19 protein-coding genes are annotated in these 21893 nt (G+C 41.2%); 5 read left to right on the top strand and 14 right to left on the bottom strand.

Annotated features, from left to right (window positions below; all coding sequences use genetic code 11):
* Positions 1–166 precede the first annotated feature (166 nt).
* Entirely contained in the window at positions 167–865 is a 699-nt protein-coding gene (locus QE429_RS03995; RefSeq protein WP_307284347.1) for a FadR/GntR family transcriptional regulator, read from the top strand.
* Positions 866–910: 45 nt separating this feature from the next.
* Here QE429_RS03995 and QE429_RS03990 read toward each other — a convergent pair whose 3' ends face one another.
* The 12 genes from QE429_RS03990 to QE429_RS03935 form a co-directional block, all read right to left on the bottom strand.
* Entirely contained in the window at positions 911–1906 is a 996-nt protein-coding gene (locus QE429_RS03990) for a LacI family DNA-binding transcriptional regulator (RefSeq protein WP_307284345.1), read from the bottom strand.
* 39 nt (positions 1907–1945) lie between these two features.
* Entirely contained in the window at positions 1946–2842 is an 897-nt protein-coding gene (locus tag QE429_RS03985; protein ID WP_307284342.1) for a DMT family transporter, read from the bottom strand.
* A complete protein-coding gene (locus QE429_RS03980; RefSeq protein ID WP_307284339.1) occupies positions 2842–4518 on the bottom strand; it encodes an amylo-alpha-1,6-glucosidase in 1677 nt (558 codons plus the stop codon). Before QE429_RS03980 ends, QE429_RS03985 begins: the two co-directional genes overlap by 1 nt.
* A 58-nt stretch (positions 4519–4576) precedes the next feature.
* Positions 4577–7639 (bottom strand): glycoside hydrolase family 2 TIM barrel-domain containing protein, encoded by a 3063-nt coding sequence (locus QE429_RS03975; protein WP_307284337.1) that lies wholly within the window; start codon positions 7637–7639, stop codon positions 4577–4579.
* A gap of 23 nt (positions 7640–7662) precedes the next feature.
* Entirely contained in the window at positions 7663–8484 is an 822-nt protein-coding gene (locus QE429_RS03970; protein ID WP_307284335.1) for a carbohydrate ABC transporter permease, read from the bottom strand.
* On the bottom strand, positions 8481–9410 hold the full coding sequence (locus QE429_RS03965) for a carbohydrate ABC transporter permease (protein WP_307284333.1): 930 nt from the start codon (positions 9408–9410) through the stop codon (positions 8481–8483). The genes QE429_RS03970 and QE429_RS03965 overlap by 4 nt, the downstream gene beginning before the upstream one ends.
* A 104-nt stretch (positions 9411–9514) precedes the next feature.
* Positions 9515–10762: an ABC transporter substrate-binding protein gene (locus QE429_RS03960; protein ID WP_307284330.1), complete on the bottom strand. Its 1248-nt coding sequence runs from the start codon at positions 10760–10762 to the stop codon at positions 9515–9517.
* A 253-nt stretch (positions 10763–11015) separates the two neighbouring features.
* The gene (locus tag QE429_RS03955; protein WP_307284327.1) at positions 11016–12083 is read right to left on the bottom strand and encodes an Ldh family oxidoreductase; all 1068 of its coding nucleotides are present in this window, start codon (positions 12081–12083) and stop codon (positions 11016–11018) included.
* Between the two features lie 399 nt (positions 12084–12482).
* Complete coding sequence (locus QE429_RS03950) at positions 12483–13640, bottom strand: UxaA family hydrolase (RefSeq protein WP_307284323.1); 1158 nt, start codon at positions 13638–13640, stop codon at positions 12483–12485.
* A 3-nt stretch (positions 13641–13643) separates the two neighbouring features.
* Positions 13644–13991, bottom strand: coding sequence for a UxaA family hydrolase (locus tag QE429_RS03945; protein WP_307284321.1), 348 nt, complete (start codon positions 13989–13991; stop codon positions 13644–13646).
* A 156-nt stretch (positions 13992–14147) separates the two neighbouring features.
* On the bottom strand, positions 14148–15098 hold the full coding sequence (locus tag QE429_RS03940; RefSeq protein WP_307284318.1) for a hydroxyacid dehydrogenase: 951 nt from the start codon (positions 15096–15098) through the stop codon (positions 14148–14150).
* Positions 15099–15254: 156 nt separating this feature from the next.
* On the bottom strand, positions 15255–16133 hold the full coding sequence (locus tag QE429_RS03935; RefSeq protein ID WP_307284316.1) for a LysR family transcriptional regulator: 879 nt from the start codon (positions 16131–16133) through the stop codon (positions 15255–15257).
* A 116-nt stretch (positions 16134–16249) separates the two neighbouring features.
* On the opposite strand from QE429_RS03935, the gene QE429_RS03930 reads away from it, so the two are divergent.
* Both QE429_RS03930 and QE429_RS03925 read left to right on the top strand, forming a co-directional pair.
* The gene (locus QE429_RS03930; RefSeq protein ID WP_373463174.1) at positions 16250–17317 is read left to right on the top strand and encodes a YeiH family protein; all 1068 of its coding nucleotides are present in this window, start codon (positions 16250–16252) and stop codon (positions 17315–17317) included.
* A 188-nt stretch (positions 17318–17505) separates the two neighbouring features.
* Entirely contained in the window at positions 17506–17661 is a 156-nt protein-coding gene (locus QE429_RS03925) for a hypothetical protein (protein ID WP_307284313.1), read from the top strand.
* Between the two features lie 571 nt (positions 17662–18232).
* On the opposite strand, the gene QE429_RS03920 is transcribed toward QE429_RS03925, so the two are convergent.
* Positions 18233–18814 (bottom strand): M15 family metallopeptidase, encoded by a 582-nt coding sequence (locus QE429_RS03920; protein ID WP_307284309.1) that lies wholly within the window; start codon positions 18812–18814, stop codon positions 18233–18235.
* Positions 18815–18988: 174 nt separating this feature from the next.
* Positions 18989–20158, bottom strand: a complete 1170-nt coding sequence (locus tag QE429_RS03915; RefSeq protein ID WP_307284308.1) for a macrolide family glycosyltransferase — start codon at positions 20156–20158, stop codon at positions 18989–18991.
* A 129-nt stretch (positions 20159–20287) separates the two neighbouring features.
* Here QE429_RS03915 and QE429_RS03910 point away from each other — a divergent pair, with 129 nt between their 5' ends.
* The gene (locus QE429_RS03910) at positions 20288–21058 is read left to right on the top strand and encodes a class I SAM-dependent methyltransferase (protein ID WP_307284306.1); all 771 of its coding nucleotides are present in this window, start codon (positions 20288–20290) and stop codon (positions 21056–21058) included.
* Between the two features lie 255 nt (positions 21059–21313).
* Positions 21314–21787 carry a hypothetical protein gene (locus tag QE429_RS03905; RefSeq protein WP_307284304.1) on the top strand — a complete coding sequence of 158 codons (474 nt, stop codon included), beginning with the start codon at positions 21314–21316 and terminating at the stop codon, positions 21785–21787.
* The last annotated feature ends 106 nt before the right edge of the window (positions 21788–21893 follow it).

Raw genomic sequence — 21893 nt, 5'->3', positions numbered from 1 at the left:
AATGGTTTAATAAACATATACTGGTTGGGTCACCGGACCAATAAAACCAATTTACAAGTGAATCCCTCAGTGTTTAAATAAAGTTAGAGACAATTAGGATAAATCTACTATTTTTTCAAAAAGAAAGAGTAGCACTTCGATTATAACGAAGGAGGTCTGAAATCAAATGGAATTTAGTAGAAAAGGAATTTCTGAACAGGTAGCAGACAGTATTAAGAAAAAAATCCAGGCGGGAGAGTATCAAGTAGGGGAACGAATCCCAGGAGAACGAGAGATGGGGATTGAACTTTCTGTCAGCCGGAATACGGTGAGGGAAGCCTATAAAATTCTCGAAGCGTACGGATACTTACAAGTGAAGCACGGTACAGGGGTATTTGTGGCCTCACCAGAACATCAAATTCAAAAAGTGACCGAAGCACTTTTTGTCTCAACTGAACAAATCAAGGACTTTTTCTCTGTTCGCAAAATCCTCGAAGACTGGACCGTCAAGTGGGCCATTGAAAACTCGAGTGATGACCAAATCGCTGAGTTAGAGAAAATTGTCACTGAAGCTAATGAAATCGTTAAAGAATCGATCGATTATAAGAGACTAGCAGCATTAGATCATAAATTTCATATAACCATCGCCAATAACTCAAAAAATACCGTTTTAACGGGGATTATGAATTATCTCATTGATTTATTGTCGGAGTCACGAAATAAAACCATGCAGATTCCAGGCCGTGCCTTACAATCCGTGCAAGAACATGCGGAAATTATCAAAGCCATGAAACAAAGAAATTCCGAGCTAGCGCAGCAATGTATGAAGGAACACCTCGAAAGCGTGGAACGTTCCATTACGGAGAATACAGTGACTAAATCATAAGATGTGAATAAACGAATGACGTATGCACTAGCATACGTCATTTTTTCACCCAGGCTGGGCTGCGCTTTCTCTGATGATTAGTGTTGTATTGATGTATACTTTTTTACTGACGTTTCTTTTTGTGTTGATTTTTTCGAGGAGGAGGTCAACGGCTGTTTCGCCCATGATTTCGGTGAATAACTTCACCGTTGTTAGCGGCGGCACCATATACTGAGCAGATGAAATATCGTTGAAGCCTACAATACTTAAATCTTCCGGGATCGATACACCGAGTTCATGGGCTGCCTTATAGCAGCCTATTGCAATCGTGTCATTTGCGACAAATATGGCTGTCGGACGATTATGGACATCGCTGATCATTTCCTTTAAAAGGACATAGCCCTCCTTAGGGTCATAGCCGCCAATTTTCACCAACCCCTCATTATAGATTCCTTTTTCCTTTAAATATCTTTCAAATACATCCTGACGCAAATCCTTGAAACGGTTGCCATACATATCGGTCTCAATTCCGCCGATAAACCCGATTTGTTTATGGCCTAACTCCATTAAATAATCAAGCGCTTTTTTGGTAGCGGAGTTAAAATCGATGACAACGGAATCAAAATGGGAGTCATCAGGATTGGAATCCACAAAGACACAAGGTTTATTATAGCTTTTGATCCGCTCTATATCGTCTTTTTTAAAAGTACCTAAACAAATGATCCCATTCATCTTTTCGACGATCTTTTTATTGTCATCACGGAGCATCCGCTGGATTTCGACACCTTTTTCTTTTAGTTTTTTCTCTAAGGCTACCCTTATGGAAAGGTAGTAGGTGTCCACCAATTCCTCTTCCAAAGAATAAGAATAGTATAATCCTACTTTCATCTTTGTTTTTGATCTTTTCTTTGGTGCAATAATATATTCCAATTCTTCAGCGGCTTCAAAAATCCTTTGTCTTGTTTCCGGGGCCACATTCAATGTTTCATCGTAATTTAATACTCTTGATACAGTTGTGATCGAGACATTCGCCAGCTCTGCAATTTCCTTAATTGTTGCCATTCTTTCTACCTACTTACTCATTTTTATTTTCTATCGCTTTCATTCTTTCACTTTCGTCATGAAGGTCCCTGAAGGCTTTTTTATAAAAAAAGTGAATTTAGTTTCTGAAGAGATGATTGCCATGAGAATCAGAACTGCTCCGCTGATCATTTTAATGGTCAACATTTCATCCAAAATGATAATGGAGAACACCATTCCCCATAAGGCTTCTGTTGAAAGAAGAATCGCAGCATTTGTTTCAGTCGTAAATTTTTGCGCTACAGTCTGCAATAAGAAGGCGATCGTTGTGGAGAAAACCCCTAAATAAAGGAGCGATTGAATTCCTTCATGTTGCATGGAAAAATGTACTTCTCCTTTAAATAATACCACAATAAATCCCAGCACTGCCGCCGTCACCATCTGTATTAACGTTAAAAGGACCGGATCTTCTCCCTTTACAAATTTCGCAGTGTAGAAAATATGAAAGGCAAAAGCCACTGCACACAATAAAGTAAGAAGATCACCCATATTGATGTGTCCGGAAATTTTCAGTGATATGACTCCCACACCTGTGATCGCTAAGATTGCCCCAAGCAATTCAAAACGGTCAATCTTTCTCTTGTAGATAAAAAATGCAATAAATGGAACTATGACGACATTTACTGCTGTTAAAAAAGCATTTTTGGAAGGTGTCGTATATACAAGACCCACAGTCTGCAAAACGAAAGCACAATAAAGGAATAATCCAAGGATAATCCCTTTCGTGAGGACACCTTTATTTATCTGTTTTAGTTTTTTATAAAAGATGCTGCTTAAAATGAGCACACCGATTAAAAATCGGACAGCAAGAATTTGATAGGGGGTGTAATGCTCCAAGGAAATGGCGCTTGCTACGAAACCACTCCCCCAAATAATTGCCGTAAGACTCAACCCTAATTCACCAATATATTTCTTCATTACTCCTCTAACCTCTGATCATGATAGAGTAACAGGAATACACTTGAAGTCCATGTGAAAGAGGTGTCGACCAAGCCTTTTCCTGTTAACGGATCAAAGTTTTCCGCCATCCCGCCCACTATAGTCAAGTCCAGAAATTTATCTCGCAGCCTATCCGCGAACTCTTTGTGTCCATATCTGCGCAATGAATCAATAAACAAGTACGTAACTGGCGCCCAAATCGGGCCAAGCCAATAGCCATTCTCTTTATAGTACGGGCTGTTTAAGCTTTCTGTTGCTAAACCAAATTCCGTCTCAAATTCCTTTTCCAAATCAGCAACAAGCTGTTCCCTTACCCATGGAGTTAAGCGATAGGCGATGACCACTGGCAATCTTAAAATCAAACTCGTTCTAATGGATATTTTTTCGGCCTTCTTCCCGACACGGCCAAAAAATCCATCTTCATCATAAAGACGCTCCATCAGTAAATCAAAAAGTGAATTTGCTTTCGCTTCAAAGGTAATCGCTTCTTCACTTTCACCCAAAATTTTAGCAAACTGACAAAGAATGTCGTAGGAGCGAATGATAAAGCTCGCAAGGTCTGGTGACTCTACAGGCATGCCTGCATGAAACAAAGAGGCATTATCCCAGCCAGAATCATTTCCATGCTTATGATGTGGCAGCCGGTTCGGATAGCTCCGGTAGTTCTCGTAATACTCCATGACTTTCTTCGTAGATTCGTAGACTCTCCTGAGCCGGTCTGGGTCTTGAAAGTAATCATTCATGCCCATGAGTTTTTCATAAACTAGAGCAAAAATTGGCGGCTTGATACAATTAAAGGATACAAATTTATCATTCACAAAATCAGGGTAGCAGCCGGACTCATCCTGCATTTCAAAGAAAATCTCGAGCTGCGCATAGGCAAGTTCAGGGTAGTGTTTTCCCAAGTTCAAGGCGTTAAAGCAATTGTCCCATGACCAAATATTGTACATCCACAGTTTGGACATATACATAGCATAATGTTTTAATATCCCATGCGGATGGACGACACTAGACCAGGTAATATAGGCAGCCCTCTCGATGGATGGCAGGTATTTTACATTACCTGTATCAATTTTCGAAAACCATTCGTGATATATCCGTTCCATTTGTTTTTTACCTTCGCTGAATGAAGAATAATTCTTTTTCTTATAAACGGTCCGATAGCTTTCGATGACATAATGACCGTCCTTCATACGGATATCGATAAAATCATTTCCGATGACATTCCACGGTGCATGGACAGACATATCCCCTTCAAGCTTTATAATCATAAGCTTTAATTCTTTCGGATAGATGTGATACTCATACATTCCATCCGCTAATTCCATGATAGAATCATATTTCACCTTTTTATCCGTTAATCTTAGCTCGATTCCATTTACCTTAATATGGAGTTCATCTTCCTCTGGGATAATAAACTCGGCAAAGCAGTCAGGATCTTCTTTTAGTCGAAACGCCAATGCCACTTCCGAAGCGTCAATGTCCACCTCCTGCTGCATACCATCTTTAATAAACTCGACTTTAAAAAGCCTCGATGGTGCTTCATCCCCGCCGTTAACATTCCGTATATAAATATCATTGGAGTCTTTTTCCATCGAAAGACAGAAATACGAACCGAAGCGTGAAAAAGGAATTTCTCTTATATCCAATTTCATAACCTTTTCTCCTTCATATAGAACTGAATCAAAAAGCAGGGATCCCCCTGCCTTTAGATTATCTTGCTCTAAAAAATTTACTTTCTTTTACTAGGTCGTTTTTACTTATCTTTCTGATTTCAAATTCTATGTCAAAATCTTCGACCGTCACTCGGTATTCCGGAAGCTGTTCTTCACCACAGCTATTGCTGCCGACTCCACTCTGACGATAATCGATGGTCAGGACATGGAATGGTGATTTTTCAATGTGGCCCCGATGCTTAGCTTCCTCAAGGGCACTAGTTTCATAGTCATGGATGGTAAAATCACGATTTTCTTTAAAATTAATTAAGAAGGCATTCTCACCTTTTGAGACTGCCAAGAAAGAGCTGTCACATCTTGAACCATTCTCTTGTGGATAGACATAGTCTGTATGCATATCTTCTACGGTCCTTTGGTAAAGCCCCTTCAACTGGCTTAGTTTACTATCTTGATAGCTTTCAGATGGGCCTCGGCCATACCAAGTTACATTCTTATATTCTTTGTTCATGTGCAACGTAACGCCGATTCTTGGCAGCATCTGTGGTATCTCTTTTCCTCTGACTACTTTTTTGCCGTTTAAGTTAAGGTGTAAGACGCCCTCTTTTGTCACTCGATAATTGTACCGGAGATGGAACCCCCAACCCTGATTGACGGTTGAGAAATATTTTTCAATCGTAAGATCAACGTACCCCTTATGGACTTGATAATCAAAGGACATCAACTGCTCTTTGCCATTTTTCAAGAAATATTTATTTATCCATTCCTCTGTCTTGTACATATCGTTATCAATAGAGGCTCTCCATAGCGTAAGTTCCGGCCCTTTATGAATAATTTCTTCTCCTAGCACCTGATGGGAAACCAGGCGGCCTTGAACCTTTGAGAACACGGTTTTGAACAAGTGATTTTCAAGAATCAGTTGCATGTTTTCCTCATGAATAGCGATTTCCGCCGCGTCGTTGGAAAACTGGACGGCCACTTGCTTCTCCAGCTTTGTCGCTTCAAGAAGAAATCCCTCTTTTGTAATTTCATGACCTTCTGAAGCGTAGCGAGTATCCTCCCGCTCCAAGTAACTTACATACAGATAAACATCTTGGTAATTAAGTACCTTCTCGAGATCAACTGGTAAACTCATTTCTACTTCTCCATGTGCCTCGATAGTAGGAAGGGTAATATTTTTTTCTTCTATTAAACTATCAAACGAAACAAGCTTGATATTTAAAATAATTCCTTCTAGGTTTCTAAAATCATAACGGTTTGTAATTTTCACCCTCATTTCCTGCGGGTCAATCAATTCCGTTACAATCGGCTCGATGACTTTCTTGTATTCCAGCAGTCCAGGTGACGGCATCCGATCCGGGTAGACAAGCCCGTCAATACAGAAGTTCCCGTTGGTCGGAAAGTCTCCATAATCACCGCCGTATAAGTAATGAACATTTCCATCTTCATCTACGTTCTCAATGCCATGATCACACCATTCCCAAATAAACCCGCCATGCAGTCTTGTATATTTCCTCATGATATCCTGGTATTCAGCCAGTCCCCCTGGCCCATTTCCCATAGCATGGCCGTATTCACAAAGAATGTGCGGCTTTTTCCCCTCGTGGTCCTTGCCAATTTCCTCGAGTGCTTTTAATCTCGTATACATCGTAGTGTACACATCACTGTAGGATGCATGGCGGTCCCCTTCATAATGCACCAGTCTCGTATCATCGAGCTCCTTTATCGCTTTGTACATAGCAGCAAAATTCCGACCCGTACCGGATTCATTCCCCAATGACCACATGATCACACTCGGATGATTGCGGTCCCTTTTCACCAGCCGCACCGCTCTGTCGACATACTGCTTTTCCCATAGTTCATTATCGCTGATCCAGTTGTAATTGCCCGTGTTCTCAAAACCATGACACTCAAGGTCCGCTTCATCAATCACATATAGACCATATTCATCACATAGATCATAAAAAACATCATTGTTCGGATAATGTGCCGTTCTTACTGCGTTGATATTATGCTGTTTCATCAGTAGAACATCCTGCAACATATCCTCATAGGTCACCGTACGTCCCGTTTTCGGATGAGAATCATGTCGGTTCACACCGTTAAAAAATATTCTTTTACCATTTAATCGTATTTCATTATTGATTATTTCAATAGCCCTAAAGCCGAAACGTAATGGAATGATTTCTTTCTCTCCACTGGAAAGTTCATATTGAAGGGTTAATATATAAAGATTCGGCTCCTCCGCACTCCACAGGAATGGATTTTCCATTGTCCTCGCACAATGGAATTTCCCATTTGCTACATCTATTGTAAAGTCATCCACTTCTTTTCCTTGATAATAAAGTTTCACGTTGATTTCAGTTGTATGATTGCTGAAAAAATTCCCTGTAATGTTCAAGTCGAAATTTTTATAGTTTTCGTCTGGCAATGTTTCAATAAAAACATCTTCAAGGGAATCCTTTTTTATTTTGTATAGCTCAACCGACCGGAAAATACCCGATAGCCACCACATATCCTGGTCTTCTAAGTACGTTCCGTCGGAAAATTGATATACTCTTACGGTGAGGCGGTTACTTCCAGAATCCACATATTCGGTAATATCAAACTCAGACGGCAATCTTGAGACCTTACTAAAGCCCGCGTGTTGTCCATTCACAAATAAATCGAAGGCTGAATCTACCCCATTAAATTTAATAATGAGCTTTTCATCACTCGGAATATCTTCTAATTGGACATCTTTAAAATAGATCCCCGTCGGATTCTCATCCGGAACAAACGGAGGATTAATCGGGAAAGGATAGAGAACATCCGTATAATGCATCTTTCCGTATCCATTCAATTGCCAGCAAGATGGGACTTCAATCGTATCCAATTCGCTGATATTAAAATCTTTCCGTTCAAAATGCAGCGGAGAATATTCCGGTGCTTCAAGGAATAGGAACTTCCACGCACCATCGAGACTGCGGTATCCGTTACTATTTTTTTTATTGTAAGTAAAGGCTGTTTCCAGATCTCTGAATCGATAGAAATCGGTATGGGCATTCAGCCGGTTTATTCCTGTCAGATGGATATCTTCCCATCTTTTCATTTCTCGTAGCATATCTATGTCCTCCACAAATCTATTTACTTAATCGAACCACTAATACCTTCCACAATATATTTCTGTGCCAGGCTAAAGACGATAATTGGCGGAATAATCATGATTAAAGTGATGGACATAATTGGCAATATTTGCAGATCATGCACCCCTTTAAAGGCAGCTAATCCTAATGCCAGCGTATATTTTGATTGGTCCTGTAAATAAATCAATGGTCCAAGGTAGTCGTTCCACACGATTAAAATATTTAATACAGCAATTAAGATAAGCGGCGCCTTCATGATGGGCAAAAAGATTTTATAATAAATTTGAAACTCATTTGCGCCATCAATTCTCGCGGCATCCTCCAAATCTTTAGGAATAGACATTAAAAATTGTCTCAGCAAAAAGATAAAATAAGCAGAACCAAAAAACGCCGGAACGATTAATGGCTTTAAAGTATTAATCCAGCCAAACAAATTAAATTGCATATAAAGTGGAATCATCGTTACATCCCACGGAATCATCATCGTTGACAATAGCAGGATAAAGAGAAGATTCTTAAATTTAAACTCAAATCTAGCAAAACCGTATGCAATCAGCGAGCAGGATACCACTTGACCGATTGTTGTCATAACCGTGACAATCACGGAATTTTTAAAGAAAAGGCCAAACGGCTGCTTCGTCCATGCATCAATAAAATTATGAAACTGAGGACTACTTGGGAATATCTTTGGCGGAAACGTGAACACTTCGGATTCATTTTTCAGCGCTGTTAAGATCACCCACGCAAACGGAAATAAGAAGTAAAGAGAAAATAAGCCAAGAAACGTATAAACTACAATCTTATGTGTCTTTGAGATTCTCATTTTTTCTTCCCTTCTTTCTTCACTTCATTTTCATAAAAGACCCACGCAGAGGATGATTTGAAGATGAATAACGTTAATAATAAGATGATAATGAACATAAACCAGGCATTGGCACTTGCGTAACCAAGCTTGTGATGTTTAAATGCGTTATTATACACAAATAACCCATAGAAATAGGTCGATTTTAATGGACCTCCGCCTGTTAACAAAAGCACCAGCGTTAATTGCTGCAACGCGCCAATAACCGAGGTGATCAGGTTAAAAAGAATCGTCGGTGTAATGCTCGGGATGGTGATGTTAAAAAACTGTCTGATCGGCCCGGCACCGTCAATGGCTGCAGCTTCATATATATCCTTCGGTATACTCTTAATGTCCGTATAGAAAATCAGCATCATCGTACCGACTCCCCACGCACTAGCGATGACAATCGTCACAATAGCCCACTTGGGGTCAATCAGCCATTTCGGTCCTTCAATCCCTAAAAACGACAATAAGTAATTTAAAATTCCATATTCAGAATTAAACACCCAACCCCAAATGATGGAAATTGCTACCCCTGATACAACCGTTGGAAGATAAAATATCGTTCTAAATATTTTGATTCCCTTAATGGATTGAGTAATTAGGAGGGCAAGTATCAGCGCAATGATCAGGTTAAGAGGCACAAAGATAATAGCAAACTTAAAGGTAATCATTAGCGACTTATAAAACTGCGGGTCATCTGTAAACATTTTTATATAGTTATCAAATCCTACGAAGGTTGGCGCACTAGTGACTGGCCAATTATATAGGCTCATGATTAAGGAAAAAATAAGCGGTCCTAACGTGAATACCAAAAATCCAATAATCCACGGAAGGATAAACAGATAAGGTACCTTTTTATTGACTAAACTATATTTTTTGGGACGGGTTGTTTTATCATTCATAAAATGACCTCACGAACATCAGATTCACTACTTAGTAGAGGAAAAAGCATCTATTTGGAACAGTCGATGCTTTTTCCATGCAGTAATGTCTTTTTTAAATCTTCTTATTGAGCCGCTTCATTCAGTGCTTTTTTCGGATCCATTAACGTACTTGGGTTAAAAATTTGTTCAAAAACAAGATTTAAATTTTCAGATACCGTTGACCAGTCTTCTACGATAAAAGAGGCTGGTGTATAGCCGTTACTCTTTTCTAGCATGGAGTAGAAGACACTCTTAACAGGGTCTTCCCCAATCTTTTCTTTTTCTACTACGCTCTTAAGAACAGGAAGTTCATATTCGATTCTAGCTTTATTGGCTTCTTCTCCTGTCCAATATTTCATAAACTCAAAGGCAGCCTTTTTATGCTTGGAATCCTTTGACATCGCGATACCCGAAGAGCTGACGATACTTACATTTTTGCCGCCTTTGAATTTCGGAAGCTCGACAATTCCATAGTCGATTCCCGCCTCTTTCAGCGTACCTAATGACCATGCACCGTTTACAAACATAGCCACTTTTCCGGACTTCATTTCAGTAGAACCGGAACCTTCTGTCGTAATCGCACTACCTTCTTTTAACATGTTCTGAAACATATGAAATACTTCGATGGATTTCTTAGAGTTAACATGTCCCTCCAGATTTCCTTTCTTATCTACATAGGATGCACCGTTGCTCCATAAGTACATTTCAAAGTCATATGGGTCCGGCTTCCCGGAGAAAGCAAAACCTGTTATTTTCTTTTCTTTGTCTGTCAGTTTTTTAGCTGTTTCTTGCAGATCATTCCAGGTCCAGCCAGCCTTAGGGTATTCGACACCCTTTTCATCAAACAGCTTTTTATTGTAGTAAACGACATGTGTTGTGTAGCCTACAGGTAGACCCAGCACCTTGCCGTCAGCTTTATTGTAGTTCCAAAGGGCGTCATAGAAGTTATCCTTGTAATCAGCGCCTTCTTTTTTAATATAGGAATCGAGTGGCTCCAACGCATCTTTATAAGAAGGATAATTCCACATGTACATTACATCTGGTGCGTCCTTCGCCCCCATGCCCGCTGCAATTTTCGTATCGAAGTCAGCACCATACGCTTCAAGCACTACTTTAACCTTGTCATTTTTCGCGTTATATTCTTCTACCATTTTCTTCTGTAAATCTAGTGTTTCCTCAGAATCCCAAGTGGCAAAACGGATGGTCACTTTGCCATCTTTACTTTCATTTTGATCCTTCGTGTCAGATACACTTGAACTGCACCCGGATAAAACTAATGCTACGGATAAAACAAAAAATAAAATGAACTTTAATCTGGTAATCTTCATCATATCCCCCCCTATCAAGTTATCTAAATTTTATTACCATTTTTACTAAATGTAAACGTTTTTTTGTTTGTTTTTACTAAAATAATTATTTGTTTATTTGAAAAATAGATTGTATTTTACATATATTTTAAAAAATCTAAAGATAAAAATAGTAAAGTTATAGATATTTTCAAATTATTTTACTAAAAATAAACATGAATATGCCTATGCGAAAAAACACAAAAATGGTCAACCAGATAAAACTGGCTGACCATTTTTATATTTTTTCTAATGAAAGAGTCTCTGGAAACGCGATGTGATATTCTTGCGCAAGCCCTTTTAGCTCCTCTTCCACACTGGACGAAAGTTCAATCCCTATGAGTTGGCGCTGCTCCCGGTCCCTCTTTCTTCTTTCCCCTGGGTACCTGATTTCATTGGTTCCCGGCGCTTTCGGAACCTCCTTCATCTCTGTTAACAGCTGTTCCAGCGAATCAAAAAAGGTGGATAGGTGCATAAACTTTTCGATATCCAACAACAAGAAGAAATGCCCTACGTTGGCGTTCCCCGCTTCCGCTTCATCATAAATATTTTTCACATAAGGGCCAAATGCAGCACCGGTAAGAATCCCCGTCAAAATTTCTACGGCCAAAGCTAACGCGGAGCCCTTCGCTCCACCTAATGGTAGTACCGATCCCCTTAAAGCGGCTTCCGCATCATTCGTCGGCAGACCGTCCTCATCAATCGCCCACCCATCAGGGATGGAATGTCCCTGTTTCGCTGCTAAAATAATTTTTCCTCTGGCGACAATGCTCGTTGATAAGTCAATGATCACGGGCTGATCATTCCCCGTTGGAAACCCAAACGCAATGGGATTCGTTCCAAAAAAGGCATTCTTCCCTCCCCACGGAGCAATCCCTGGCGGCGAATTGGTGAAGCCGATACAGGCGAGACTTTGCTCACAGGCCAGCTGGCAAAAATAAGACGCCGTACCAAAATGATTGCTATTTTTTATCGCGATAGCCGTAATTCCACTTTGTTTCGCCATTTCTGCTCCTTTTAAGATCGCCTGATAGCTCACCACATGGCCAAGGCCATTATCACCATCCACTAGTAAAACAGATGGCGTCTGCTCGGTCATTTTCACATTGGGATTCACATTAATCCGCTGATCGTTAAACCGTTTGACATAGATGGGAAGCCGGCTGATGCCGTGGCTGTCCACCCCTTCAAGGTTCGCTTTTACCAGGGAATCAGCAGCCACAGTGGCATTCTCTTGGTTCATTCCCACGCTTTCTAACAGGTCTTCACAAAAACGTTTAAGATCCAATTCACGATAGGTTCCCATTCTACACTCCTCAACGTTATTTTAGGTTTTGTTACACATGTTTGTTGAGATCCGCTCCAGTCAACTTGTGATTAGTTCATCAATGTAACAAAGTCGATTTATATAAATTGCTATTTTCGTAATTTAGTTGCTTTTACCTTTATAAAACGCAATTCGAGGTGTAATATTACACTTTTTCAGTGGGTCTTGAGAGATAATCAGCGATTTTTGGCATTTATCAGCGATTCTTATGAGTTTATCAGCGAGTCTCATGAGTTTATCAGCGAATCTATTGCCGTTATCAGCGATTCTCATGAATTTATCAGCGAATCACAATTTGCAATAATTTTTTCGAAAAAAAAGCTTAATACTCCCAAAAAGTGAACTCCCTACGCATCACGATGTGTAGGGAGAATAGAATCAAGCACTGCGATATAGTTTTGTCATGACAAATTCACGATGGCCTAATGCCTCTGCACAAGTCAGACGGCCATTGACGGTACGGCAAATCATTTCCATTAACTGATCCCCTGCTTGTTCAAGCGAGATGTTACGGGCTAGCAAGCCTTGCACGTCCACGTCGATATGTTCACTCATAGTCGCAGCCGTAATTGGATTAGCCGTAATCTTCACGACTGGTTCAATTGGATTTCCAATGATATTTCCTTGGCCAGTTGGGAATAGGTGAAGCACCGCTCCCCCTGCCGCCATTAAAGTGATACATTCTGCCGCTGCAGAAGAGGTATCCATGAAGTAAAGCCCAGGACCGTTTTCCGGCTTGTCGGCAGGATCTAGGACACCTACCACTTCCTTCGTACCTGTTTTAGCAATATTCCCTAATGCCTTTTCTTCAATAGTAGATAAGCCGCCGGCGATATTTCCTTGCGTTGGCTGTGATCCTAATAAATCCACACCTTTAGAGGCAATTTCACCTACATAATCATCGTAGATGGCCATGAATCGCTCTTCCAGTTCTGGTGTGGCCATCCGCTCGCGGATTAAATGTTCACCGCCCGTTAATTCAGAAGTTTCGCCGAAGAACACGGTCGCACCCGCATCCACTAAACGATCCACTGCCTGAGAAACGGTTGGACATGAGCCCATGCCAGTCGTCGTATCCGATTCCCCACATTTAATGCTGATAGTTAAGTCTTTTAACTCAATAGGTTCTCTTTGAAGTTCCGTCGCCCATTGAACATATTCCTTGGCCTTCCAGGAAGCCGCGCGAATCGTTTCGAAATCCCCATTTCCTTCGATAGAAAAATAGGATACTGGTTTACCAGTTTCAGCAATCCCGTCAGCGATTTTCTTCGTCCAGTTTTGCTCAATTCCGATAACGATTACAGCCGCTACGTTCGGGTTGGATCCCGTACCAATCATCGTTCTGAAATGCAAATCCAAGTCTGGACCATACTGAAGTCGGCCATACGCATGCGGTAGAGCTAGCGTACCTTGAACTTGTCTTGCAACAGCTTCACAAGCTGCATTAGAAATATCATCCACTGGTAAAATAATCACGTGATTCCGAATGCCAACCTTACCATTTTCTCTGCGATATCCAAAAAGCTGTTGACCCATCTCCTACCACCTCGCCGTTTTAATATTGTGGGTATGAACGTAATCGCCAATTTCCCACTTTTCTGTTGTTAAACCAATTTGAACGCCATACTTTAAAACTGGTTCGCCTGCTTCTAAATTAACTAAAGAGATTTTGTGGCCTAAAGGAATGTCCCCTTTGGCTACAACTGCTACGTCGGAATTGTCATCCATATACACTCCGATGACTTTTTCTCCTTTTTGAATGGGAGTAGTGGCAACCCCTACATGATCGCCGCGATGATGGATTAAAAATTTGTGAGTGCTTACATTTCCGGCCGTCTCTTGCTGCTGTTCCGTGAGAGTATTTCCTTGACTGCTGTTGATACTCATTTGAAAGCCTCCTTTGTGGTTGTGTTGGTGGTTGTTTCGTTGTTGATTGTGTGGTTGTGTTTGTGGTTGAGTGACCCAACCAATTTCTATATCCTTATTAAAACACCTAATAACTGGATAGTCAACAATAATATTTTAATTTTCTAAATATTTTGTTTAGACGGTACATAAGGAGCGTTCCCCATTGACTACTTTAATTACTTCCTTTGCAACTAATAACGAAGTTCTGATCTGAGATTCATCGGTGAGTCCTGCAATGTGAGGTGTGATCGTAGCAGTTTCGCAGGATAAGAGTTGATTAGATGGTGAGATAGGTTCTACTTCCAGGACATCCAAAAAGGCCCCGGCAATGGTTTCGCTTTTTAAAGCGGCCGCCAGTGCAGGTTCATGAATGATGCCGCCTCTAGAGGTATTGATGATATACGCCGTCGGCTTCATCTTCCTCAATTCGATTTCGGAGATTAAATAATGCGTCTGAGGTGTTAACGGAACATGTAAGGAGATAAAATCGGACATGGTTAATACGTCATCTAATGTGTTTTTTAACTGGATTCCGGTTTCGGAAACGATGTGGTCATACTCAGTGACAAATGGGTCATAGCCAATGACCTTCATGCCAAAAGCAAGTGCCCGCTTCGCTACACGATGCGAGATTTCGCCGAGTCCAACTAGTCCGAGTGTTTTATTCGCGATTTCGCCACCGGTGAACCTTTTTCGGTTCCAGCGTCCTGCTCGAACATCCGCATCTGCTAGATAAAGCGGTCGGTTCGCACTTAACATAGCTGACAGGACATATTCCGCAACAGAAGTGGCATTGGCATGACGGCCATACACAACTTGAATGCCTCTTTGTTTCGCCGCCGGGATATCAATGTTATCCATTCCCACGCCCAGACGACCGACCACCTTCAAGCGGGTTCCGGCATTTAGCAGCTCCTGATCCACCTTGGTTTGATTCCTAACAATAATTGCATCGTACTCGGCGACCAGTTTGAGCAGCTGCACGCGATTATTCCAAAGACTCTCATCATAATGCACTTGGAATCCATGTCTGGTCAGTTCCTCAATTCCTTCATTCCAAATTAATTCCGTTATCAAGGCCTTCATAAAAAAATCCCCTCCTATGGTTATATGGCTCAGTGACCCAACCACTTTATCTATATTAAAGCACCCTTGGATTGTTTGGTCAATAAATTCTTCAAGATGGGTGGGGGGGACAGTCCCCCACCGCTGTAAAGCAGCGGGGGACTGTCCCCAAAAATTTTAATCGCCCAAGTACACCCGCAATGTCTCTATAAATTGCTGTAAGGCTTTCGTTTGGTAAGGAGAATGCGTTAGGATGGAGAAATTCCGTTTAAACGGCAATCCTTCGACGTCGACGACTTCTAAATAGCCATACATCAGCTCTTTTTTAATGGTCCATTGGGATAGCAAGCTGATCCCTAAACCGGCTTCCACTGATTCCTTGATGACCTGGGTACTTCCGAATTCCATCACTTTCTTAGGGGTAAAGTTCAGCTCTTGAAAAAGATGCTCGGCCGCTTCTCTCGTGCCCGATCCTTTTTCTCGTAAAATCCAACACTCCTCCCCCCACTCCGCTATGTTTCTCTTCTCTTTTAGCAAAGGATGTTGCGGTGAAGCGACGATGACCATCTTATCTTCAGCAACCACCTCCACATTTGGTACCTTTTCGTTGATATGCCCTTCTACGATACCGATGTCTAATTGATGACTTTGAACAAGGTCGATGATTTCTTTAGTATTATGAATCTGAATGGTCGGTGTAATAAGCGGGTATTGCGCCTGCAGCCTGGCAATAATATGCGGCAAGATGTATTCGCCAAAGGTATAGCTTGCACCAATCGCGATCGGGCCGCTCGCTTTATTGGTGAGGTCATCGATTAAATACTGCATATTCGAATAGAGAGCAAGAATCTCTTTTGCATGATGAAAGACAATTTCCCCCGCCTTATTTAAGCGTACGAACTTATTATTCCGTTCCAAGAGCCGCGCTCCCACCGATTCCTCCAGGACTTTGATGTATTGACTGACCGCCGGCTGCGTCATGTGAAGATCTTCCGCCGCTTTTGAAAAGTTCCCCTTTTCCACAACCTTTACAAACACTTCTAAATAGTTGTCCATGACACCCTCCATTCCATGTATATGAATTTACTTATGATTACTATTATATATCATTATTTTCCTTATCTACAGAACAGGAGTAGGATGAAAGTATAAATAAGTGATGAGGTGATTGGATGAGTAATCAATCAGCGAGAGCTTTATCTTCACACGAAATTGAGGGCATGCAACAGCCGCAACAAAAGCCGGAGCCCAAATCCAAAGCTGTCTTATGGTTAGGAGGCATCGCGTTTACCATTGTCATTGCGGCCGCTGGTTTCGCGCTTTCGGCCCTACCTGGCTTTAACAGAGTCGGACCGATGGCCTGTGCGATCATCCTGGCGATCATTTACCGACAATTCTTTGGCTATCCTGAAAAAATAAGAGCAGGGATCCAATTCTCAGCAAGATACTTCCTACGTTTTGCCATTGTTTTGTATGGATTAAAACTAAATGTTGATGTAATTCTGAACCAGGGCTTGGGATTGGTTGTCCGTGATGCCGGCGTCATCGTCTTTGCCATTCTGGCAACCATTTGGTTGGGGAAGCGACTGAAGGCAGATTCCTCTTTGTCGCTTCTTCTCGGAGTTGGAACGGGTGTATGCGGGGCAGCAGCGATTGCAGCGGTCGCACCTATCATCAAAGCCAAAGAGGAAGACACGGCGATTGGGGTCGGAATCATTGCTTTAGTCGGCACTATTTTTTCCATTATCTATACGATCATCCGCCCGTTGCTACCTATATCCGCTGTGGACTACGGGGTTTGGAGCGGAAGCAGTCTTCACGAAATTGCCCATGTGGCATTGGCCGGTGCGCCTGCGGGACCAGATGGGTTAGCCATGGCACTCTTAGCCAAGTTAGGACGCGTTCTTTTGCTAGTCCCATTATGTTTCATTTTGATGTATTGGATGAAGCGGAAAAATGCAGATGCAGCAGGAGAAACAAAAGTTGATTTCCCGTGGTTTTTGGTGGGATTCATTCTCATGAGTTTGTTCGGTAGCTATGCGGTAGGCACTTGGGTTCCTGTACCAGCACCAGTCCTAGACGGCATCTCAACAGCAACCACCTTTATCCTCACATCCGCCATGGTCGGACTAGGCCTAAACGTAAGCCTTCGCGACCTCCGAACCAAAGCACTAAGACCACTAATAGCCATGCTCATCACATCGGTTTTACTATCGGTTATTACCTACTTTATTCTATAAAGAGAGGGACAGTCCCCCGCTGCTTTAAAGCGCCGGGGGACTGTCCCTCTTTTTCTGTTATTCGTTAATCCTTTCAATCGAAGACTGGTTTAGCCAGTAACCTTTTTCTAGTGCCGCCACTAAAGAAAGCAGGTTAATAGAATCCTAAATAGAATAAGTTATAGAAGTGATAGGAGGTAGATTTTGCTGTGAATGATCAATATTATGTTAGCTGGGGTACCTTAGCGCTAATCAATGCCGGGATAGCCCAAGGCAAGAACAGAAGTGGACTAAATTGGTTTTTGTTATCCCTACTATTAGGTCCGTTAGCCACGTTGATATTAGTGGTTTATGATAAAAAATAAGGTAGACCGGTCTTCTGACAATGTCGCTAGCTTTTTTCAGAGATAGTCGATGTAGATGGCTTCTACTTCTACTTTTTTATTAAATGAAAGCATGAATGTCGATGTGGACGGCTTCTACTTCTACTTATTTATTAAATGAAAGCATGAATGTCGATGTAGACGCCTCCTACTTCTACTTTTTTATTAAATGAAAGCGAGAAGGTCGATGTAGAGGCCTCCTACTTCTACTTTTTTATTAAATGAAAGCAAGAATGTCGATGTAGACGCCTCCTACTTCTACTTTTTTATTAAAAGAAAGCGAGAAGGTCGATGTAGACGGCTTCTACTTCTACTTTTTTATTAAATGAAAGCAAGAATGTCGATGTAGACGCCTCCTACTTCTACTTTTTTATTAAAAGAAAGCATGAATGTCGATGTAGACGGCTTCTACTTCTACTTTTCCTTTGACTCTGTCAGAAGTTGACCAGTCTTCTGACAATGTTTACACCTTCTCAAAAGGACACTCAAATCCAGAACAGAAAAAGGGCAGGGTCCAAACCAGAACCCTCCCCTAAGGCCACACCACATCACACTATTCAACCTTCTCGGTATCCACGGTCAAAGACGACCCCGCCGGCCTCTGCCCATCTTGCAAGTCCGCAACGCTCAAGCCAAAATCCATTTGTAAATGAGGGTAATCCTTAAATTGAGCCCAATCGCCGCCCCATTCAAACCCTAGTGCCTTGGCCATCTGAACCACCTCACCCCAATCAGCCTTCCCGTTTCCATTCCCATCATAGTTCATATCCCAGATCACATTTCCAGCCGCGTCCTTTAGGGCAAAATCAACAGCCAACCCAAAATTATGATAGGACTCTCCACCTTTAGCATAGGTAACAATCTCCCCTTCAGTACTTCGGCCCTTCTCATACAAGCGGTCCTGATCCTCCGCACTACGGAACTCATCCGTAATCACCATCCGAATACCTTTTTTGGCGGCCTGTTGAGTCAATTGATCACTCCGCTCCTTCACAACCGGATGGAGTTCTGTTGGATAGGAAGCCGAATGATTCGTATTTTTGTCAGATGAAGAATTGGCATCTATAAAGAAAAGGATAATAACCAGCGCGAAAGAAATGATAAACAACAAACTTCCTATTCGTTTCAGCTTCAAAACTACATTCCTCTCGTAAATAAAAATGTCTTTATAAGTAAGACGTATAAAAAGCTTCGTTGTTTCATGTTTATTTTTTCCAAAGTCACATGCAGAAACGCCACAGGGACGGTTCTTGTGGCACATTAATGCCTCTTGATGAGGAAAAAAAGCCAGCAGAACCGTCCCCTTGGCTCACCCTTTAAAAACAAAAATCTCATCCACTGCCCGGCGATACCCACCCGATTTCCGGAAAGATTCCCCCATTTTTGCAGCGCGCCTCTGAAAAGTTGGGTCCTTTAACACATGTTCCACAGCATCACGCAGTTGTTCGGCACTCAACCCCTGCATCTGCAATGTGATACCGGCACCGATATTGGCAACTTGTCTAGCAATTATCGGCTGATCTGCGCTTTGCGGGAGAACAACTAAAGGTACCCCGTAATAGAGACCCTCATGAACACTGTTCATACCACCATGTGTGATAAATACCTTAGTGTGTTTCAACACTTCCGTTTGTGGAACATAATTTTTCACAAAGAAGTTGGGCGGAATCTCGCCCAATTCAGCTAGTGGAGTTTTTTCCCCAATCGACATGACAACCGTATGATCACTGTTCCCAAATGCCTCAAAACAAATCTTATAAAAATCAATCGCTTGGTTAAAAACCGTACCTAGTGATATGTAAAGGAGGTTTTTCCCCTTGATTGCAGTGAACTCAAAGTTCTCTTGCGTTGACCGCAAAGAAATGGAGGGGCCGACAAATTTGTAAGTTGGATCAAATGTATCTCCAAAGGGCTGAAACTCCCTGGTTGTATAAACGATGGTAAGTGGGGCTGGGTTACAAAACACTTCGTAAGGAGAACGGATCTCCACACCGTATTTCTCCTTCACCATTGCAGTTAGGTTTTGAAATTCATCAACCACATCTGCAGGGATGTTTTCAGAAATCATATCATCGAATGCTTCCTTTGTCTGTGCAAACGAAGTACATGAACTAATAGCCGGGAGGTGAAGAATTTGGGCAAGTAACCGGCCACATCCAAACATGGAATCGTGGATGATATAATCAAAATGCTCTCCCTCGATTTGCTCCAAGACACTAGGGATTATGATATCTGCTGTCCGCAACAATCCATTGATTCTTTCGAGCAAATACGTTCTACCACCAGAAATAAAGGCTCGGATAAATTGATCACCATCAAATGTCCGAACCGTAGCTCCCGTTTTCTCTATACGTTCCCGGAAAACCTCAATCGTAAAGTACACAACCTCTTCACCACGCAAAATCAGCTCCTGCACCACTCCAATCGTAGGATTGACATGCCCTTCCGACCCACCATTAACAAACAAAACACGAGCCATGAATGAAACCTCCTTAGAGGGGGACAGTCCCCCGCTGCTGTAAAGCGCCGGGGGACTGTCCCCCAAATTTCTAATCCTTTATAATAATTGTATCAAACAAAAATTAGATATTTAAGGGTGGTCGCTACCTTGAAAACAAAAACTAAATACCGAACTTGGATTCGCGTTTACAAATTGTTTATCTTTTTATTTATTTCACTCATTCTACTATTGGTAACATTATTACCTGTTAATTTCTATCTTCGAGTCCTAGCTGGGATTCTAGCGTTGCCTTTTATTTATATAGCATTTATTCTCTCATACTCTGTTTACCAATTCGCTGCCTTCGGGGGGAATTATCAGTCAAAAATACATGATTTACTTGTTGCCAAAGTAAACGGGGTTGGAAAAGAAAAAATACTAGATATAGGAACAGGCAGTGGTTCATTGATCATTAAATTGGCAAAGGCATTTCCTAATTCCTTATTAACTGGTATTGATTATTGGGGCGGGAATTGGGAGTATTCGAAAGTCCAGTGCCAACAAAACGTTGAAATAGAAGGGGTCTCCGATCGGATTGAATTTCTAAAAGCAAGTGCTGCAGAGCTCCCTTTTCATGAGGATGAATTCGATATCATTGTAAGTTGTCTAACATTTCATGAAGTGAAAGATAGACAAAATAAAACGGAAGTAATCAAAGAGGCATTAAGAGTATTAAAACCGGGTGGTCAATTTGTTTTCTTAGATTTGTTTATGGATAAAAAAATCTTTGGGGATCAAAAGGAACTCTTATATGACTTAAAAAAAGATGGTGTATCTGAATTAACTACCTACAAACTTGCCAACGTAATGGAGCTGCCCAAGTTCTTACTAAACAAAAAAGTATTAGGCAATGCAATGATTATGATAGGAAAGAAATAAGCAAATTTAAAGGGAAGTCCCCCGGTGCGCTAAAGCGCCGGGGGACTGTCCCCAAAAACAGCAAAATATTACATTTGTCATCTAATAGTTGTGACATTTCTTACTAAATTATTTTTTACTAAAAAAGTACGATGGAATAGAGAAGATTATGGAATCTTTGGTTGGTTATGGTGCGTATTTATGACGCTGGCAAACCGAAATTACTCACGAAAATCAATGAAATTAAATTTACAACTCAAATAAGGAGATGAACAAATGGCATTACTCGTATTCATCATCGGTCTTGGATTAATTGGTATGTTACTAGCAGTAAAAAACAATTTAATGAAAAACGTTTCTTTTCATGAAGTGCAAGAAAAAAAGCGGTTAGATCGGATATTAAGGTTTGTTAGAATCGCCCCTTTTCTTGCCGTTATAGTGATCGGGATAATCACCATAACTTACTTAAAGACAAAGTATGATATCCGACTATCACACGCCTGGTTAACCGTGCAATTTTGGATGTTTAGCGCAATTTATTATTATTTTTTTATGCTAACAAAAAGAAAATCAAAATTATCGATGATCGGATTGGTTTTCTCTTTTGCAGTAGCCATTTATCTAACCCCTATTGGACACTATGAAACTGTTATTAGCCATATGAATTTGTGGATTCCGAATATTTTTGCCCTGTTCATGCTATTTATTTCCCATTTTAATTCCAGAGTTTTTTTAAAGCACAAGGCATAGCTTAAAAGCCAGGCATTTAGCCTGGTTCAAGGAGCTTTCTTTCAAGAGGTTCTTGATGAAAATCTTCCCCCCTCCAACTTTAATGAGGACGCATGACGGAAGAACA

It is taken from the genome of Bacillus sp. SORGH_AS_0510 (assembly GCF_030818775.1).
GTDB lineage: Bacteria > Bacillota > Bacilli > Bacillales > Cytobacillaceae > Neobacillus.
This window is presented reverse-complemented; position numbering and strand designations above follow the sequence as displayed.

Bases quoted from the DNA above. Each gene is read 5' to 3' on its own strand.
- QE429_RS03945 (WP_307284321.1), bottom strand. From the start codon at position 13,991: ATGAGTATCAACAGCAGTCAAGGAAATACTCTCACGGAACAGCAGCAA.
- QE429_RS03930 (WP_373463174.1), top strand. From the start codon at position 16,250: ATGAGTAATCAATCAGCGAGAGCTTTATCTTCACACGAAATTGAGGGC.
- QE429_RS03960 (WP_307284330.1), bottom strand. From the start codon at position 10,762: ATGATGAAGATTACCAGATTAAAGTTCATTTTATTTTTTGTTTTATCC.
- QE429_RS03990 (WP_307284345.1), bottom strand. From the start codon at position 1,906: ATGGCAACAATTAAGGAAATTGCAGAGCTGGCGAATGTCTCGATCACA.
- QE429_RS03985 (WP_307284342.1), bottom strand. From the start codon at position 2,842: ATGAAGAAATATATTGGTGAATTAGGGTTGAGTCTTACGGCAATTATT.
- QE429_RS03970 (WP_307284335.1), bottom strand. From the start codon at position 8,484: ATGAGAATCTCAAAGACACATAAGATTGTAGTTTATACGTTTCTTGGC.
- QE429_RS03905 (WP_307284304.1), top strand. From the start codon at position 21,314: ATGGCATTACTCGTATTCATCATCGGTCTTGGATTAATTGGTATGTTA.
- QE429_RS03940 (WP_307284318.1), bottom strand. From the start codon at position 15,098: ATGAAGGCCTTGATAACGGAATTAATTTGGAATGAAGGAATTGAGGAA.
- QE429_RS03935 (WP_307284316.1), bottom strand. From the start codon at position 16,133: ATGGACAACTATTTAGAAGTGTTTGTAAAGGTTGTGGAAAAGGGGAAC.
- QE429_RS03950 (WP_307284323.1), bottom strand. From the start codon at position 13,640: ATGGGTCAACAGCTTTTTGGATATCGCAGAGAAAATGGTAAGGTTGGC.
- QE429_RS03915 (WP_307284308.1), bottom strand. From the start codon at position 20,158: ATGGCTCGTGTTTTGTTTGTTAATGGTGGGTCGGAAGGGCATGTCAAT.
- QE429_RS03955 (WP_307284327.1), bottom strand. From the start codon at position 12,083: ATGGGAACCTATCGTGAATTGGATCTTAAACGTTTTTGTGAAGACCTG.
- QE429_RS03980 (WP_307284339.1), bottom strand. From the start codon at position 4,518: ATGAAATTGGATATAAGAGAAATTCCTTTTTCACGCTTCGGTTCGTAT.
- QE429_RS03965 (WP_307284333.1), bottom strand. From the start codon at position 9,410: ATGAATGATAAAACAACCCGTCCCAAAAAATATAGTTTAGTCAATAAA.
- QE429_RS03995 (WP_307284347.1), top strand. From the start codon at position 167: ATGGAATTTAGTAGAAAAGGAATTTCTGAACAGGTAGCAGACAGTATT.
- QE429_RS03975 (WP_307284337.1), bottom strand. From the start codon at position 7,639: ATGCTACGAGAAATGAAAAGATGGGAAGATATCCATCTGACAGGAATA.